This is a genomic window from Paenibacillus sp. JNUCC-31, from assembly GCF_014844075.1.
GTDB lineage: Bacteria > Bacillota > Bacilli > Paenibacillales > Paenibacillaceae > Paenibacillus.
This window is the reverse complement of record NZ_CP062165.1, coordinates 4,397,387-4,414,115: the sequence shown is the minus strand read 5'-3', so window position 1 is coordinate 4,414,115 and position 16,729 is coordinate 4,397,387. Positions and strand designations below refer to the sequence as shown.

The window sequence follows — 16,729 nt, the reverse complement described above, 5'->3', positions numbered from 1 at the left end:
TCATGCTTATGCTTGTTTTCCAGAATTCACCTTTCCTATGAAACCACAAATCCTCCTTTTATTCAACAAATTTCTACTTTTTTTTCTGACATATAAAATACATGGCGTTCGCCATGCTATGGTTTCAAAATAACGTAAATATCCCCTCTAGCGGCCTTAAAGCTGGCACAGAGGGGACATCTTTACATCTATTTATATTTATTAATAAGCTTTCATTATCTTATGCAAAGTGTATCTCAGATGCATTCCCATTTATAGCTGTGTTGCGTTGGAAGGTTGAATGACAGTAGCGATCTGTGCCAATATCGCATCCACTGATGCAGGGTCATTCACATCATATTCATCAATGTTCAAACGCAGTACCGGACAAGCCGTAAATTGGTTAATCCATACGGAATAGCGCTCGTGCATATGTTCCCAGTAAGAACGATCTGTCTGGATCTCCATCTCACGTCCACGAACGGTAATCCGGTTTAGAATGGATGGCAGACTGCCTTCCAGATAGATCAGTACGTCCGGATGTGGGAAATACGGTGTCATCACCATGGCTTCAAACAAACTGCTGTACGTCTCGAAATCCGTGGCTGACATTGTACCTTGATCCGCATGCATTTGCGCAAAGATGCCGGTATCTTCATAGATGGAACGATCCTGTACGAATCCACCGCCCAGTTCAAAGATTTTTTTCTGTTCCTTGAAGCGCTCGGCCAGGAAGTAAATCTGCAAATGGAAACTCCAACGTTCGAAGTCATGATAGAACTTTTCCAGATAAGGATTGTGGTCAACTTGCTCCAGAGAAGTCTTAAAATTCAATCGCTCTGCCAGAGCCGCTGTCAGTGTGGATTTTCCCACCCCAACGGTGCCTGCTACCGTAATTAATGCATTCGTCGGAATGCCATAGTTGTTCATGTGATATACTCCTTTACCTGATTAACAATCTGTTTAAAATGTTCCGGATGTTCTACAAAATCGAGCTGCTCCGCATTCACCTTAATGATCATTGGCGGGTTCGGGCTGCTGGCCAAGTAGGCCATGCCTGTTTTGTAATCTGCAATTAACTGTTCCATATAAGCGGGATCCATATCCTGCTCAAAAGGCCTCCCACGTTTGTTGATACGGTGCATCAATGTACCGAGTTCAGCCTCGATATAGAGCACCAGATTGGGTTTCGGCAGATCATCCGTTAATAGATGATAGATTTGGCGGTATTTATCCCGCTTTGTCCCTTTCAGGGTACGCTCGGCAAATATCATATTCTTGTAGATATGATAGTCCGAAATGACCGGTGTGTTCTGTTTAATATAGTGCGCGCCTGTGTCTTCTAGTTGCTTAAACCGGTTGCACAGAAAAAACATTTCAAGCTGGAAACTCCACTCATCTATATCCTGATAGAAGGAAGCCAGAAAGGGATTCTCTTCTACAATTTCCTTGACCAGCGGAAGGTTCAATTCTTGGGAAAGCATTGTAGCCAACGTAGTTTTCCCCGCTCCAATCGGACCTTCCACGGCAATAAACGGGGCTGATTTCATCGTGTTCCAGTACCTCCTCGTACACATCGTGTTTCCGTTTCTATATAGACCTCACCTATTGTATCACAGCTTCGATGATGGGAATGCCAGTATTTTATGTATAAACTGAGTTTTATCTCTCCAATCAAGCGTACAAAAGGCAGTTCATTGTATTTTTAACAAACTCCCTAAAGTTAAAAATACAACAAAAAAACACGATCGAATTAAATGATCGTGTCTTTTAATTGCTTGGCGGCGTCCTACTCTCCCAGGACCCTGCGGTCCAAGTACCATCGGCGCTAGAGGGCTTAACGGTCGTGTTCGGGATGGGTACGTGTGGAACCCCTCCGCCATCGCCACCAAACGCTTAGCTTAGTCTTACATTCAGAGTTTATTCTCTGAAAACTAGATCCGAAACGAAACCTGCGATTACAACCTGCATATTTGGATAAGCCCTCGACCGATTAGTACTGGTCAGCTCCATGCATTGCTGCACTTCCACCCCCAGCCTATCTACCTCGTCGTCTTCAAGGGGTCTTACATACTGGGAAATCTCATCTTGAGGGGGGCTTCACGCTTAGATGCTTTCAGCGCTTATCCCTTCCGTACATAGCTACCCAGCGGTGCTCCTGGCGGAACAACTGGTACACCAGCGGTACGTCCATCCCGGTCCTCTCGTACTAAGGACAGCTCCTCTCAAATTTCCTACGCCCACGACAGATAGGGACCGAACTGTCTCACGACGTTCTGAACCCAGCTCGCGTACCGCTTTAATGGGCGAACAGCCCAACCCTTGGGACCTACTTCAGCCCCAGGATGCGATGAGCCGACATCGAGGTGCCAAACCTCCCCGTCGATGTGGACTCTTGGGGGAGATAAGCCTGTTATCCCCAGGGTAGCTTTTATCCGTTGAGCGATGGCCCTTCCATGCGGTACCACCGGATCACTAAGCCCGACTTTCGTCCCTGCTCGACTTGTAGGTCTCGCAGTCAAGCTCCCTTATGCCTTTGCACTCTTCGAATGATTTCCAACCATTCTGAGGGAACCTTTGGGCGCCTCCGTTACTCTTTAGGAGGCGACCGCCCCAGTCAAACTGCCCACCTGACACTGTCCCCGCACCGGATTACGGTACCAGGTTAGAACCTAGATACGATCAGGGTGGTATCCCAACGGTGCCTCCACGCAAGCTGGCGCTCACGCTTCAAAGGCTCCCACCTATCCTGTACAGATCGTACCCAAATTCAATATCAAGCTGCAGTAAAGCTCCATGGGGTCTTTCCGTCTTGTCGCGGGTAACCTGCATCTTCACAGGTATTAAAATTTCACCGGATCTCTCGTTGAGACAGCGCCCAAGTCGTTACGCCATTCGTGCGGGTCAGAATTTACCTGACAAGGAATTTCGCTACCTTAGGACCGTTATAGTTACGGCCGCCGTTTACTGGGGCTTCGGTTCACAGCTTCGGATTGCTCCTAACCGCTCCCCTTAACCTTCCAGCACCGGGCAGGCGTCAGCCCGTATACTTCGCCTTACGGCTTCGCACAGACCTGTGTTTTTGCTAAACAGTCGCTTGGGCCTTTTCACTGCGGCCCCCTCGTGCTATTCACACTACCGGGGCACCCCTTCTCCCGAAGTTACGGGGTCATTTTGCCGAGTTCCTTAACGAGAGTTCTTCCGCGCGCCTTAGAATTCTCTTCTCGCCTACCTGTGTCGGTTTGCGGTACGGGCACCATCACCTGGCTAGAGGCTTTTCTTGGCAGTGTGAGATCATGACCTTCGCTACTATAATTTTCGCTCCCCATCACAGCCCAGCCTTACGATGTGCGGATTTGCCTACACATCAGCCTCACTGCTTAGACGGACATCCATCAGTCCGCGTCACTACCCTGCTGCGTCCCCCATTGCTCATAACGGCTTACGGTGGTACAGGAATTTCGACCTGTTGTCCTTCGACTACGCCTTTCGGCCTCGCCTTAGGTCCCGACTTACCCTGAGCGGACGAGCCTTCCTCAGGAACCCTTAGGCTTTCGGCGGATCAGATTCTCACTGATCTTTTCGTTACTCATACCGGCATTCTCACTTGTATAATGTCCAGCGCTCCTTACGGTACACCTTCAACCCTTATACAACGCTCCCCTACCCCTGGATCGACTTCACTCCAGCTTCGAAGTCCTGTGTTTATCCCCTGAGAAGCATTTGGTCATCCAAGATATCATCTCTTGTCAGACAAAAATGTCCTTGTGGTAAACACCGCCTCAAAGAAGCAGTGAAGTCGATCCAAGCCATAGCTTCGGTGGTGTGTTTAGCCCCGTTACATTTTCGGCGCAGAGTCACTCGACCAGTGAGCTATTACGCACTCTTTCAATGGTGGCTGCTTCTAAGCCAACATCCTGGTTGTCTGTGCAACTCCACATCCTTTCCCACTTAACACACACTTGGGGACCTTAGCTGATGGTCTGGGCTGTTTCCCTTTTGACAATGGATCTTAGCACTCACTGTCTGACTCCCGGAAGTAAGTCTATGGCATTCGGAGTTTGACTGAGCTTGGTAACCCTTGCGGGCCCCGCACCCAATCAGTGCTCTACCTCCACGACTCTGTTTTCCGAGGCTAGCCCTAAAGCTATTTCGGGGAGAACCAGCTATCTCCGAGTTCGATTGGAATTTCTCCGCTACCCCCACCTCATCCCCGCACTTTTCAACGTGCGTGGGTTCGGGCCTCCAGTGCGTGTTACCGCACCTTCACCCTGGACAGGGGTAGATCACCCGGTTTCGGGTCTACGTCCACGTACTCATTCGCCCTATTCAGACTCGCTTTCGCTGCGGCTCCGGCTCTTCACCTTAACCTTGCACGGGAACGTAACTCGCCGGTTCATTCTACAAAAGGCACGCCATCACCCCTAAAACGGGCTCTGACTTTTTGTAAGCACACGGTTTCAGGTTCTATTTCACTCCCCTTCCGGGGTGCTTTTCACCTTTCCCTCACGGTACTGCTTCACTATCGGTCGCTAGGAAGTATTTAGCCTTGGCAGATGGTCCTGCCGGATTCATACGGGGTTTCACGTGCCCCGCACTACTCGGGATCCGTCTCGGAGAGAGCAGACTTTCAATTACAGGGCTTTTACCTTCTTTGGCGGGCCTTTCCAGACCTCTTCGTTTAACCGGCTCCTTTGTAACTCCATGTGAGACGTCCCACAACCCCAAAGAGCAAGCTCTCTGGTTTGGGCTTCTCCGCGTTCGCTCGCCGCTACTGACGGAATCACTATTGTTTTCTCTTCCTCAGGGTACTTAGATGTTTCAGTTCCCCTGGTATGCCTCACACTAACCTATGTATTCAGTTAGGTGTAACTGGACATTACCCCAGCTGGGTTTCCCCATTCGGACACCCCCGGATCAAAGCTTGCTTACAGCTCCCCGAGGCAGTTTCGTTGTTCGCCACGTCCTTCATCGGCTCCTAGCGCCTAGGCATCCTCCGTGTGCTCTTAGTAGCTTAACCATTCCGCTCGTGTTCGAGCTGTCGCTCCGCTTGTTTTGGACTGCGTCCAAAGCCAAAATTCGCTCCATTTCGATCACTCGCTCATGCAATCTACCGTTTTTATTGAAACTTGTTTACACAAGTTCAGCTAAAAAGGAATGTTCTAATTCGCATTTTTCGTTTCGATATCTAGTTTTCAAAGAACAAGCTCCATGCAAAAGCAAGCTGTTTGAGAGTTTGAGCTCTCAAAACTGAGCAACGAGTGAGTAACTAGCCGACCTGGCTAGATTTTGTATTTGAATGTTTCCACGCGGGAAACGATTCTCCATAGAAAGGAGGTGATCCAGCCGCACCTTCCGATACGGCTACCTTGTTACGACTTCACCCCAATCATCTATCCCACCTTCGGCGGCTGGCTCCTTGCGGTTACCCCACCGACTTCGGGTGTTATAAACTCTCGTGGTGTGACGGGCGGTGTGTACAAGACCCGGGAACGTATTCACCGCGGCATGCTGATCCGCGATTACTAGCAATTCCGACTTCATGCAGGCGAGTTGCAGCCTGCAATCCGAACTGAGACCGGCTTTTTAGGATTCGTTCCACCTCGCGGCTTCACAGCCCGTTGTACCGGCCATTGTAGTACGTGTGTAGCCCAGGTCATAAGGGGCATGATGATTTGACGTCATCCCCACCTTCCTCCGGTTTGTCACCGGCAGTCACCTTAGAGTGCCCACCCGAAGTGCTGGCAACTAAGATCAAGGGTTGCGCTCGTTGCGGGACTTAACCCAACATCTCACGACACGAGCTGACGACAACCATGCACCACCTGTCTCCTCTGTCCCGAAGGAAAGGTACATCTCTGTACCGGTCAGAGGGATGTCAAGACCTGGTAAGGTTCTTCGCGTTGCTTCGAATTAAACCACATACTCCACTGCTTGTGCGGGTCCCGTCAATTCCTTTGAGTTTCAGTCTTGCGACCGTACTCCCAGGCGGAGTGCTTAATGTGTTAACTTCGGCACCAAGGGTATCGAAACCCCTAACACCTAGCACTCATCGTGTTTACGGGCGTGGACTACCAGGGTATCTAATCCTGTTTGCTCCCCACGCTTTCGCGCCTCAGCGTCAGTTACAGCCCAGAGAGTCGCCTTCGCCACTGGTGTTCCTCCACATATCTACGCATTTCACCGCTACACGTGGAATTCCACTCTCCTCTTCTGCACTCAAGTCACCCAGTTTCCAGTGCGATCCGGGGTTGAGCCCCGGGATTAAACACCAGACTTAAATGACCGCCTGCGCGCGCTTTACGCCCAATAATTCCGGACAACGCTTGCCCCCTACGTATTACCGCGGCTGCTGGCACGTAGTTAGCCGGGGCTTTCTTCTCAGGTACCGTCACCTTGAGAGCAGTTACTCTCCCAAGCGTTCTTCCCTGGCAACAGAGCTTTACGATCCGAAAACCTTCATCACTCACGCGGCATTGCTCCGTCAGGCTTTCGCCCATTGCGGAAGATTCCCTACTGCTGCCTCCCGTAGGAGTCTGGGCCGTGTCTCAGTCCCAGTGTGGCCGATCACCCTCTCAGGTCGGCTACGCATCGTCGCCTTGGTGAGCCGTTACCCCACCAACTAGCTAATGCGCCGCAGGCCCATCCCCAAGTGACAGATTGCTCCGTCTTTCCAGTTTCCTTCAGGCGAAGAAAACAACTATTCGGTATTAGCTACCGTTTCCGGTAGTTGTCCCAAACTTGAGGGCAGGTTGCCTACGTGTTACTCACCCGTCCGCCGCTAAGTATCAAGGAAGCAAGCTTCCTGTCAACTCCGCTCGACTTGCATGTATTAGGCATGCCGCCAGCGTTCGTCCTGAGCCAGGATCAAACTCTCCAATAAAGTATTGAAAAGAGCGATTAGCTCAATTTGAAACTGACGAGATTAAAAATCTCATTTGTGCTTCGAAACCATACCGTCCGAAGACGAATACCGATTTCTCAGCGTCGATCTTGCAAGCAAGACCGTTACTCACTCGTTGTTCAGTTTTCAAAGATCAAACTTGTTTATGCTGCCGCCGTTGTTCTCTTCAGCAACTCTTATATATTATCACGTCCGAACCAACTTTGCAAGCTTTTTTTTAAGTTTCTTTCGAAGCTTATTTCATTTGCTTGCCGCACCGTGTTTCTCGTGTTTTCTTGGCCGGATTAATAATATATCATGTTCTAATACTAATTACAACCCATATTATAAATTAATTTTATTCACTACATTGAGTTGATCTACTCTCCTATTATAAATGCACTCCAGCGGTTGTTAAGCTAACGAAATCTACGAAACCGCCTTACGAGTTCTGTGGGACAGCCTTAATTGGTTGTAATCCCCATGCCTACTCTAATAACAGTTTGATTCGTAGGGCCGAGAAAACTTTTCTTCATTAATGTCATCACTTACTAAGTTAACTTCATCTATATACTGCTGTCTTTCAATAGATCATTCAGTGATCTTTCCAATATTCGCAAAGTCTCGTTGAGTCATTTTTGCGTATTAATGTATTTCATATATGCGCGTATCTTTATATCAACATAACCCCTCTTCCCTTTATGTATATACATGTTAGGCAACAATTCATTTCTCAAAATGAAGGGATCTTAATCTTTTTGGCATTTCATTACCCCAATCTTTAATAAAATTACCCTAATAGATTTGCGCATTTTTTAATAATGAACATAATAATGAAAGAAATGAGGGGAATTCTGAAAACCTTGGTACTAAAGCATCATTTTCATTCAAAAACTAACATTAGTCTTGCCCTCTTACGATATATCACATGGATACATAGCACCAAACGCAGATCAACACGCATCCAGATGGTCACAATTAGAAAAAGGAGTGAACTATGTTGTTAGATAAGATACGGTGGAGTACTCTTCCCTTCTTTGCTAAAAATCTCGTTATTTCATTCGGCAGCATTATGTTAATTGGGGTTATCCTGATTACAGCGGGATATCAACTGCAAAAGAATATTTTGAGTCAACAATTGTACGAGCAAGCTGAGGTTACGACTCAGAAATGGTTTGATGATCTGGACACAGACAAAGTACTTGAAGCAGTAAATGAGAAAAGTTATTCCGGACCTGTTCAGAAAGAATTAAGAGAATACCTGGATTCCATCCATGAGCTATATCCCAATATTGCACAAGCCTATATCTTCGGCACTGAACTGAAGGAAGGAAATCAGACGTCCATCATCGCGATTCCTACCAACCTGCTCGGGCCATTTGAAGAAAGCAATATGGCAGCAGGTTCAATGTATCCATTACCACAGAAAAATGTTATAGCTCTTGAAGGTATGAAAAAAGACGAGAAGCCTGCATTAAGCAGCTTTTATACGGACGAATATGGTACTTGGACTACGATTATGTACCCTATTAAAAATGCCGAAGGAAAAATGTACGCTGCACTTTACTTCGACGTTGATGCAAACGCAGTTCCAAAAGGACTTCATAAGCTGATTACATACAGTAGTATTTTCCTTATCGGTTTCCTGATCTTGTTTATGATACTGCAATATATTCTATTGAAGAAAACACTTAAGCCAATCCGTGATCTCATGAAAGGTATTGAGACTGCAAGCGCAGGCAATCTGGATGTAACCATCCAAACCGGACGGGATGATCTGGGAATTATCAATGAAAAATTCAATACGATGATTCAGCGATTCAATGACACGATGTTCAAAGTGCAAACGACATCCTATCACCTCTCTGATTCATCCAAAAAATTATTAGATATTTCCGAGAAAAATAATGATAACATCCAGATGATCAGCAGTAATATCCGGGACATCTCTCACGGCCTTCGCTCTCAGGATAAGGCCAGCGTGGAAAGTGCCCGAGCAATGACGGAAATGTCTACCGTTGTACAGACCATTGCCAGCAGTTCTGCAGATGTAGCGGATGAAGCCCTAAGCATGGAACAACGTTCTAATTCAGGACATGAAATCATGCAACAGGTCATTGAACAGATGCGCCTGATTTCGGGTGCGGTGAAGCACACATCGGAATCCATACAGTCTTTGGAAAGCCGCTCCAACGAAATTAGCAGCATCGTGAATATGATTACACAAATTGCGGAACAGACTAATTTGCTCGCCCTGAATGCTTCCATTGAGGCAGCTCGTGTTGGTGAGGAAGGCAAAGGGTTCGCGGTGGTTGCAGGGGAAGTACGCAAACTCGCTGAACAGTCACAGGATTCTGCCAAACAGATCCGTACCTTAATTGACGGCATTCAGCGCGATATCCTTCAATCTGCCGAAGCTATGCAGCTTGGCTCCCAAGAAGTGGAGAAGGGATCTCATGTCACTATGGAGACGGGGCAATTCTTTGAAGATATTTTAACAGCTACAAACAAAGTCGCTAACCAAATTCAGGATATCTCCAGCTCAACCGAAGAAATATCCGCCAGCACACAGGAAATGTCCGCTACTGCGGATGAGTTGTCTGCGAGCGTCAGCAAAGCAGCACATAGCAGCAAACAGATCGAGCAATCCATTGCCGAACAGGAGTCATCCATGGCTTCCATTGTTGCTGCCTCTGATGAACTCTCGGCTGTATCGGGCCAATTGCAAGAACTGATCTCCTTCTTTAAAGTAAGGGCAAACTAGAGCTGAATACCAAGTAAACAATAAGAACGTTAACAAAAAACCAAGATGCTTGAGGGTAACTCCTGCGTCTTGGTTTTTTGTTATTCGTTTAATATGATTCGCTTGCGATGAAATAAAAAGAGACCCGCCTCATCTTCAGGTAGCTCCCTCTTCCATTAGATCTTTGGTGTATTTACACGGACTTGTCACTTGGCGTTTCAGCATCGGTTTTATTCTTCGTACCTTTACTTTTATATGGCTTCGGGGCACTTTTCGCCCGGTTAGCGGCGGCTTGCCAACGGTTCCAGCCTTTTTTGCCAGTACCACGGCCGGTGCCGCCTTTTCCTTTTGCTTTACTCATGTTATCACTCCAATAATCCTGTATATGCTTAAAAATGACCGTCCTCGGTAACTTGTTATGCAACCCAGCCCATATTATTCACTTCCAGCATTTCTTATTATAACAAAAATCGACGTCTTTACGTTCATTTCCATAAATCATTGTATTGTTATTCTGTTATGAAAGCGGTATAGTGGACATAATTGAAAGAGGAAGCTGCGTCTTCTTCGGGATTGTTACTGGTAAGCAGGCGATACCCAAACAAAAGGCTGTCCAACATGCCTTTGTTTGGGTTTTTGTTATTTATTATGTGCTATTGAGGTGAACACCTATATGATTATCCGACAGATTTTCAACAACAACGTCATTCGCGCCGAGAATCAGGTAGGGCATGAGTTTGTTGTCATTGGCAACGGTCTGGGTTTCAAGAAGAAAAATGGACAGCCCGTGGATGAGGATAAAATCGAAAAAACCTTTGTGCTGAAATCGGATAAAATACCGCAAAAACTGATTGATCTGATCGGTGAAACATCAGTTGAATACTTAAAATTGGCTGACGAAATAGTGGCCTATGCCAAAAAGGAAATGGGCGATATTTTTAGTGATAATATCTATATTTCGTTAATCGATCATATTCAATTCGCCATTACACGGTACCGCAATTCCGTAGGGTTGAAGAACTCCCTTTTGTGGCAGATTAAGAAGTTTTACAAAAAGGAATTTTGGATTGGCATGAACGCCGTGGAGCTGATCCAGCAACAATTTGGCATCCAAATGGATGAACATGAGGCCAGCTTTATTGCCATGCATTTTGTCAACGCCCGCCAAGATGGTCAGGGGATGAAACAGACAGTTTAAATCACCGAGGTTATTGATGATATTTTCAACATTGTCACCAATCATTACCACATCGCCCTGGATGAAAATTCATTTAATTATTCCCGGTTTATTACCCATCTGCAGTACTTTGTTCAGAGAATGCTGAGTAACGAACAGGAGCAATTTGCTTCGGGGGACAACTTCCTGTATGAGCAGGTTAAAGACAAGTATGCCAAGGCTTTTCAGTGTACCCAATTGATTAATCAGTACCTTGAAGAGAAGTTTGAAAGCGCCATGTCCATTGATGAAAAAGTGTATTTGACGATCCATATTCACCGTGTCACTTCCCGTAACGATATGCTGGACGCTGAATAAAAAAAGCTTGCAAACGATTTCGGCGTCATTTATAGTAGGTCTCACAACTTAACGACAAGGATTGTTACCGGTAAAGCAGGCGATACCTAAATGATTGGCAGCGGGTCATTTTTCCGATGATCATAGCCATTCGTTTAGGTATTTTTTTGTTTTCAGGCAATCTTAACAACAAAGGAGAATGAACATGGATCATAAAAAAATGGGGGATGACATCGTTCGCCTCGTCGGCGGTGAAGCCAATATCAACGGGCTTGTCCACTGTGCAACCCGGCTGAGATTCGATCTGAAAGATTCAAAAAAAGCAGAACGCGAAACACTTGAGAAACACGACGGTGTCATCACCGTTGTCGAAAGCGGCGGACAGTTCCAGGTCGTTATTGGCAGCAATGTAGCTCATGTATATGCAGAGATCATGAAGAACAGAGATTTTGGAGGGGATTCCTCCTCATCTACGGAGTCCACAGGGGAAAAGACCTCGGTATTATCCAAAGTTTTTGAAATTATATCCGGAAGTTTCTCACCGTTAATCCCGGCCATGGCTGGATCAGGTATGTTAAAAGCTTTGCTGACCGTCCTGACCATGCTTGGATGGATGTCTGATACAAGTGACACGTACCTGATTCTATCCGCTGCTGGCAACGCTGTCTTCTATTTCTTGCCTATCTTCCTCGGTATCACACTCGGTATGAAACTGAAAACCAATCCCTATGTAGCCGGGGTAATTGGTGCCGCTCTGATGGAGCCAAACTTCACCGGACTGATGGATAAAGGCTCGGATGTATCGTTCCTCGGCATACCCGTTGTCATGATGAATTATTCAGCCAGCGTGTTCCCGATTTTCATATCCATCAGCATCTACGCTGTACTCGACAAGCAGCTGAAGAAGATCATTTTGAAGGATCTGCAATTATTCCTGGTACCGATGATTGCTCTGATGATTATGGTTCCTTTATCTGCAATGGCCTTCGGACCATTCGGCACCACGGTAGGTGACTGGATCTCCTCCGGCGTAACTTGACTTATTGGCGTCAGCGGCATTTTGTCAGGAATTGTACTGGGCGGATTCATGACTTTCATGGTAGTCTTCGGACTCCACTGGGGCTTCACACCGATTACGATTCAGAATATTGGGGTTGGCGGCGATCCGATTGAGGCTATGGCTGCTGCAGCCGTGTTTGCACAAATTGGTGTAGCCTTTGGTATTTTCCTGAAAGCCAAAAAGAACAAAACGCTGCGAACTCTTGCAGGCTCCACCAGCCTTACCGGTTTACTTGCAGGGGTAACTGAACCCATTGTATACGGTCTGATCTTGCGTTATAAACGTGTAATTCCTATCGTTGTCATTGCAGGTGCGATTGGCGGCGCCATTAATGGTCACTTTGGTGTTAAAATGACTGCTTATGTGTTCCATAATTTATTTGCCATTCCTGTCTATACACCAACGGTTGTCTACGTGATTGCGATTGCCTGCTCTTTTGCTATAGGGGCGGTATTAACCGTAATGTTCGGTTACGAAAGCAAAACCAAAGACAATGCTGCCGAAAAAAATGAATCGGTCTCCAACTCAGCGGCTGAAATTACAACGGAAGAACTTCCTGTCGTAACTGAGGCAAAGACAACTGAAATCAAAAAGGAACTAATCTATAGCCCGCTTACAGGTAAAGCTGTAGCCTTGAGCACCATAAATGATCCAGCCTTCTCAACAGGTGCCATGGGTAAAGGATTAGCGATTGTCCCTGAAATTGGTGAAGTTGTCGCTCCGGTGGATGGCGTTGTAACTTCACTCTTCCCTACTGGACATGCCATTGGATTAACGACCAACGCAGGAACGGAAATTCTGATTCATGTTGGCATCAACACAGTAGCGCTGAAGGGAAAACACTTCTCTCCTGTCGTTCAGGAAGGTGATATCGTTAGACAAGGCGATCTGTTGATCCAATTTGAAATCGATAAAATCAAGGAAGCCGGATACGAGACCGTGACTCCTGTCATTGTGACTCTTACGCAGCAGGAAGTGGATGTATTCGAAACGACTCAAGAGCATGTAAAGAAAAACGATGTCCTGTTAACTTTGGTTGTCTAACTTAACTTATAACCTATGTATTCAATTTAGGAGGAACTAACAATGAAGCATACCCAACTCAAGCCATTTCCCAAAGATTTCTTCTGGGGAGGTTCAACCTCCGCCTATCAGTTCGAGGGAGCCTGGAACGAAGATGGCAAAGGCCCTTCAGTCATCGACATGGGCAATCATGTGGAAGGCGTAACCGACTTCAAGGTAACAAGTGATCACTATCATATGTACAAGGAAGATGTAGCGCTGATGGCCGAAATGGGCTTCAAAGCCTATCGCTTCTCCATCGCCTGGACACGCATCTATCCGCAAGGAGCAGGTGAAGTGAACCCGAAAGGTCTCGCATTTTACGATTCTCTCATTAATGAGTTAATTAAATACGGCATTGAGCCCATTGTGACCATGTATCACTTTGATCTTCCATATGCACTTGAAGAAAAAGGGGGCTGGTCCAACCGCGCAACAATAGAAGCCTTTGAACAATATGCCAAAACCCTTTATGAGAACTACGGTGACCGGGTCAAATATTGGCTGACCATCAACGAACAAAATATGCTGATCCTGCATCCCGGCTCTCTGGGTACATTGGATACAACGCTTGTTGATCCGCAAAAAACGCTGTATCAGCAAAATCATCACATGCTGGTCGCTCAAGCCAAAGCCATGGTCCTGTGTCACGAGATGCTTCCTGAAGCCAAAATCGGCCCAGCTCCCAATATCGGTGTAATCTATCCCGCGAGTTCCAAACCGGAGGATACGCTCGCTGCTGATAACTATGCTGCCATTCGAAACTGGCTCTATCTCGATATGGCGGTATATGGACGCTACAATCATATTGCCTGGAGTTATCTCGAAGAAAAAGGATATACCCCTGTCATTGAAGATGGAGACATGGATCTTCTGGCTCAAGGAAACCCTGACTTTATTGCATTCAACTACTACACTTCCCAAACCGTTGGTGAAAGTCTGAACGATGGCAATGACTTCTCCCATACAGGAGATCAGCACGAAATCGTCGGTGAACCAGGCGCATATAGAGGATCTGTAAATCCAAATCTGCAAAAGACTGAATTTGGTTGGGAAATTGATCCCGTTGGTTTCCGTTCAACACTGCGCCAGATCTATTCCCGTTATCATCTGCCATTGATCGTTACCGAGAATGGTCTGGGTGCATTTGATAAACTGGAGGAAGGCGACGTGGTCAACGACCCGTACCGCATCGAGTTTTTCAATAAACATATCGAACAGATTCAACTGGCTATTACAGACGGTGTAGATGTATTTGGCTTCTGCCCTTGGTCTGCGATTGACCTGGTCAGCACACATCAGGGATCAAGCAAACGTTATGGATTCATCTACGTGGAGCGGGAAGAATTCGATATCAAAGAATTAAGACGCATTCGAAAACAGAGCTTCCATTGGTATCAAAAACTGATCGAAACCAATGGAGAAGTCCGTTAATACTGTAAAATAAAAAGCCAGTCGTTTACACATGGTTCATGTGCAGCCGACTGGCTTTTGGTGTTGGTTCACTCACGTACTCTTATTCAAATCAGAATTACATTTCTGCTTTGGCACTACCTGTGGATTTAACACCTCTTAACACCCGCAGAGATAAAAGGAAACAGATTGCCAGAACGGCGGCTGCCGAAACGTAAGGGTAGTTAATATTCACATCAAATAGTGCTCCCGCTACAATTGGACCCGCGATATTTCCCAAACTTGTATAAGCTGAGTTCAATCCGGCCACAAAACCCTGCTGTTCTTCCGCCAGTTTGGACATCTGCGTACTGATTGCCGGACGCAATATATCCATACCAAGGAAAACGATAAACGTTACGACAAGAATCATCCAGTAGGTGTTCACAAACAGAGTCAACAGTACAAATACTGCGACAAAGAGCAAGCAGACTGAAATGACTTTTTTCTCACCAAATCGGTTTAACAGCCAGCCAATCAGTGAGACCTGCACCACCGCTCCTGCAATGGAACCAAACGTTATAATAAATGCAATATCCTTGGTGGTGAAGCCAAATTTATGATCCACAAACAGCGAAAAGACCGTCTCATAGTTAGCCAGACCAAACGCCATGACAAATACGATAATCAAACTGAAAAAGTAAGGCTCCCGGTACGAATGCAGCAACTGGGAAACCATGCCCGGGCTTTTGACCTTCGGTGCACCCGCAACAGGTTTGGTTTGCTCTCCGGTAATTCTGGTCGATTCGGGCAAAATGATTAACGTAATGATGGATGCCAGCAAACCTGCAATACCTGCGGCATAGAAAGGAATCCGAATGCCAAAGTCAGCGATATATCCGCCGATCCCCGGACCAATGATAAATCCTGTAGTAATTGCCGCATTGATTAATCCCATACCTCTTCCGCGTTCTTCCTCTGTGGTAATATCTGCGGTATACGCCATAACTGCCGGAAAAATCATCGCTGCACCGATTCCGCCAAGCATCCGGGCCGCGAAGAGCAGCGATGGTGCATTCACAGCACCAAACATAAACTCCGATACAGCAAAGATTAACATGCCGCCAACGATAATTTTTTTGCGTCCCAGGATGTCAGACCAACGGCCCGCAACCGGAGAAAACAGAAACTGCGTGAAGGAAAATGCTGCGACCAGCAAACCAACCGTGAAGCCGGTGATTTGCAGTAGATCCATGTACGCAGGCATAATGGGCACAACTAGCCCTATTCCTGTAAAAACGAGAAAAATATTAAACATCAACAGCAGCAATGCGCCCCTGTTCCGTGTTAGTAATGCCATGATTCCATCCTCCGTAGTTGTCAAAATGTTGCCTTAAGCTTAAGCTTTATCTTTTGCTATTCCATACAAGAATACGCTAGCCGCCTGACGATACAAGGCAAGAGCCTGTTCTGGCTCCATTCCGCGCGACAGCTGACTAAGTCCAATAATGGTACTTTCCAGAATGAGAGCAAGATTGTCTGCGTTGTCCGCCTTGAACTCTCCGCTCTCTATCCCCTGTTCCACCAATTGTTTGTTAAATTGAATATGCCGCTCAAACATCAAAGCTATGCGTTCTTCAATATCGTTTTCTTTCTTTTCTCCGGTGAAAAACTCATCTGCCGCCTTCGTCAGCGGGTGATTCATGTCATCAAGGACCAATTGTTCCGTCAAGCCGTAAATCTTCTCCGTAGACGTATGATACAGATGTTCCTTGGCCGCCCAATTCTCTTCCCACTCCCGATCCCACTCATCAATCAGGTAGAGAAACAGACCTTCCTTGCTTTTGAAATGGTAATAAATATTTCCTTTGCTGCTGCCCGTCGCAGCCACAATATCTTCAATGGACGTTGCTTTATATCCTTTTTGCACAAAAAGGGCTCTTGAGGCATCCGCAAGTTTCTTCTTGGTCTGTTCGGTTTGTAGTTGCTTTTTATTCATATTCATACGTTTCACTCCACCTCGCGCATACTGAACGTTCGTTCTGTATTTTAACAGAACCATCGCGCATAATCAACAAAAAAGGAGAGTTGGCATAT

The 16,729-nt window shown here is 46.4% G+C and carries 7 protein-coding genes, 3 rRNA genes and 2 pseudogenes; 4 read left to right on the top strand and 8 right to left on the bottom strand.

Annotation, left to right across the window (positions count from 1 at the left end; genetic code table 11):
* Nucleotides 1-252: 252 nt before the first annotated feature.
* From JNUCC31_RS19260 to JNUCC31_RS19240, 5 genes are all read right to left on the bottom strand, one after another.
* Complete coding sequence (locus JNUCC31_RS19260) at nt 253-909, bottom strand: deoxynucleoside kinase (RefSeq protein WP_192263438.1); 657 nt, start codon at nt 907-909, stop codon at nt 253-255.
* Nucleotides 906-1,529, bottom strand: a complete 624-nt coding sequence (locus JNUCC31_RS19255; protein WP_192263436.1) for a deoxynucleoside kinase — start codon at nt 1,527-1,529, stop codon at nt 906-908. Before JNUCC31_RS19255 ends, JNUCC31_RS19260 begins: the two co-directional genes overlap by 4 nt.
* A 226-nt stretch (nt 1,530-1,755) precedes the next feature.
* A 5S ribosomal RNA gene (gene rrf, locus JNUCC31_RS19250) occupies nt 1,756-1,872 on the bottom strand.
* Between the two features lie 80 nt (nt 1,873-1,952).
* Nucleotides 1,953-4,999: ribosomal RNA gene (locus tag JNUCC31_RS19245) — 23S ribosomal RNA — on the bottom strand.
* A 310-nt stretch (nt 5,000-5,309) separates the two neighbouring features.
* Nucleotides 5,310-6,862: ribosomal RNA gene (locus JNUCC31_RS19240) — 16S ribosomal RNA — on the bottom strand.
* The 16S, 23S and 5S rRNA genes sit together here, the layout of an rRNA operon.
* 997 nt (nt 6,863-7,859) lie before the next feature.
* Between JNUCC31_RS19240 and JNUCC31_RS19235 the strand changes: the two genes are divergently transcribed.
* Nucleotides 7,860-9,626: a methyl-accepting chemotaxis protein gene (locus tag JNUCC31_RS19235; RefSeq protein ID WP_192263423.1), complete on the top strand. Its 1,767-nt coding sequence runs from the start codon at nt 7,860-7,862 to the stop codon at nt 9,624-9,626.
* A 172-nt stretch (nt 9,627-9,798) separates the two neighbouring features.
* On the opposite strand, the gene JNUCC31_RS19230 is transcribed toward JNUCC31_RS19235, so the two are convergent.
* Complete coding sequence (locus JNUCC31_RS19230; protein WP_064642109.1) at nt 9,799-9,966, bottom strand: DUF3934 family protein; 168 nt, start codon at nt 9,964-9,966, stop codon at nt 9,799-9,801.
* A gap of 312 nt (nt 9,967-10,278) precedes the next feature.
* Here JNUCC31_RS19230 and licT point away from each other — a divergent pair.
* The 3 genes and pseudogenes from licT (at nt 10,279) to JNUCC31_RS19215 (ending at nt 14,674) form a co-directional block, all read left to right on the top strand.
* Nucleotides 10,279-11,139, top strand: a pseudogene (gene licT / locus JNUCC31_RS19225) (BglG family transcription antiterminator LicT).
* 184 nt (nt 11,140-11,323) lie between these two features.
* Nucleotides 11,324-13,222 (top strand): annotated as a pseudogene (locus JNUCC31_RS19220) (beta-glucoside-specific PTS transporter subunit IIABC).
* Nucleotides 13,223-13,264: 42 nt separating this feature from the next.
* The gene (locus JNUCC31_RS19215) at nt 13,265-14,674 is read left to right on the top strand and encodes a glycoside hydrolase family 1 protein (protein WP_192263421.1); all 1,410 of its coding nucleotides are present in this window, start codon (nt 13,265-13,267) and stop codon (nt 14,672-14,674) included.
* A gap of 97 nt (nt 14,675-14,771) precedes the next feature.
* On the opposite strand, the gene JNUCC31_RS19210 is transcribed toward JNUCC31_RS19215, so the two are convergent.
* Nucleotides 14,772-15,992: an MFS transporter gene (locus JNUCC31_RS19210; protein ID WP_192263419.1), complete on the bottom strand. Its 1,221-nt coding sequence runs from the start codon at nt 15,990-15,992 to the stop codon at nt 14,772-14,774.
* A gap of 39 nt (nt 15,993-16,031) precedes the next feature.
* On the bottom strand, nt 16,032-16,631 hold the full coding sequence (locus JNUCC31_RS19205) for a TetR/AcrR family transcriptional regulator (protein WP_192273147.1): 600 nt from the start codon (nt 16,629-16,631) through the stop codon (nt 16,032-16,034).
* Nucleotides 16,632-16,729 lie beyond the last annotated feature (98 nt).

Excerpts from the sequence above, each read along its gene's own strand:
- JNUCC31_RS19260 (WP_192263438.1), bottom strand. The coding sequence starts at position 909 with ATGAACAACTATGGCATTCCGACGAATGCATTAATTACGGTAGCAGGC.
- JNUCC31_RS19255 (WP_192263436.1), bottom strand. The coding sequence starts at position 1,529 with ATGAAATCAGCCCCGTTTATTGCCGTGGAAGGTCCGATTGGAGCGGGG.
- JNUCC31_RS19235 (WP_192263423.1), top strand. The coding sequence starts at position 7,860 with ATGTTGTTAGATAAGATACGGTGGAGTACTCTTCCCTTCTTTGCTAAA.
- JNUCC31_RS19230 (WP_064642109.1), bottom strand. The coding sequence starts at position 9,966 with ATGAGTAAAGCAAAAGGAAAAGGCGGCACCGGCCGTGGTACTGGCAAA.
- JNUCC31_RS19215 (WP_192263421.1), top strand. The coding sequence starts at position 13,265 with ATGAAGCATACCCAACTCAAGCCATTTCCCAAAGATTTCTTCTGGGGA.
- JNUCC31_RS19210 (WP_192263419.1), bottom strand. The coding sequence starts at position 15,992 with ATGGCATTACTAACACGGAACAGGGGCGCATTGCTGCTGTTGATGTTT.
- JNUCC31_RS19205 (WP_192273147.1), bottom strand. The coding sequence starts at position 16,631 with ATGAATAAAAAGCAACTACAAACCGAACAGACCAAGAAGAAACTTGCG.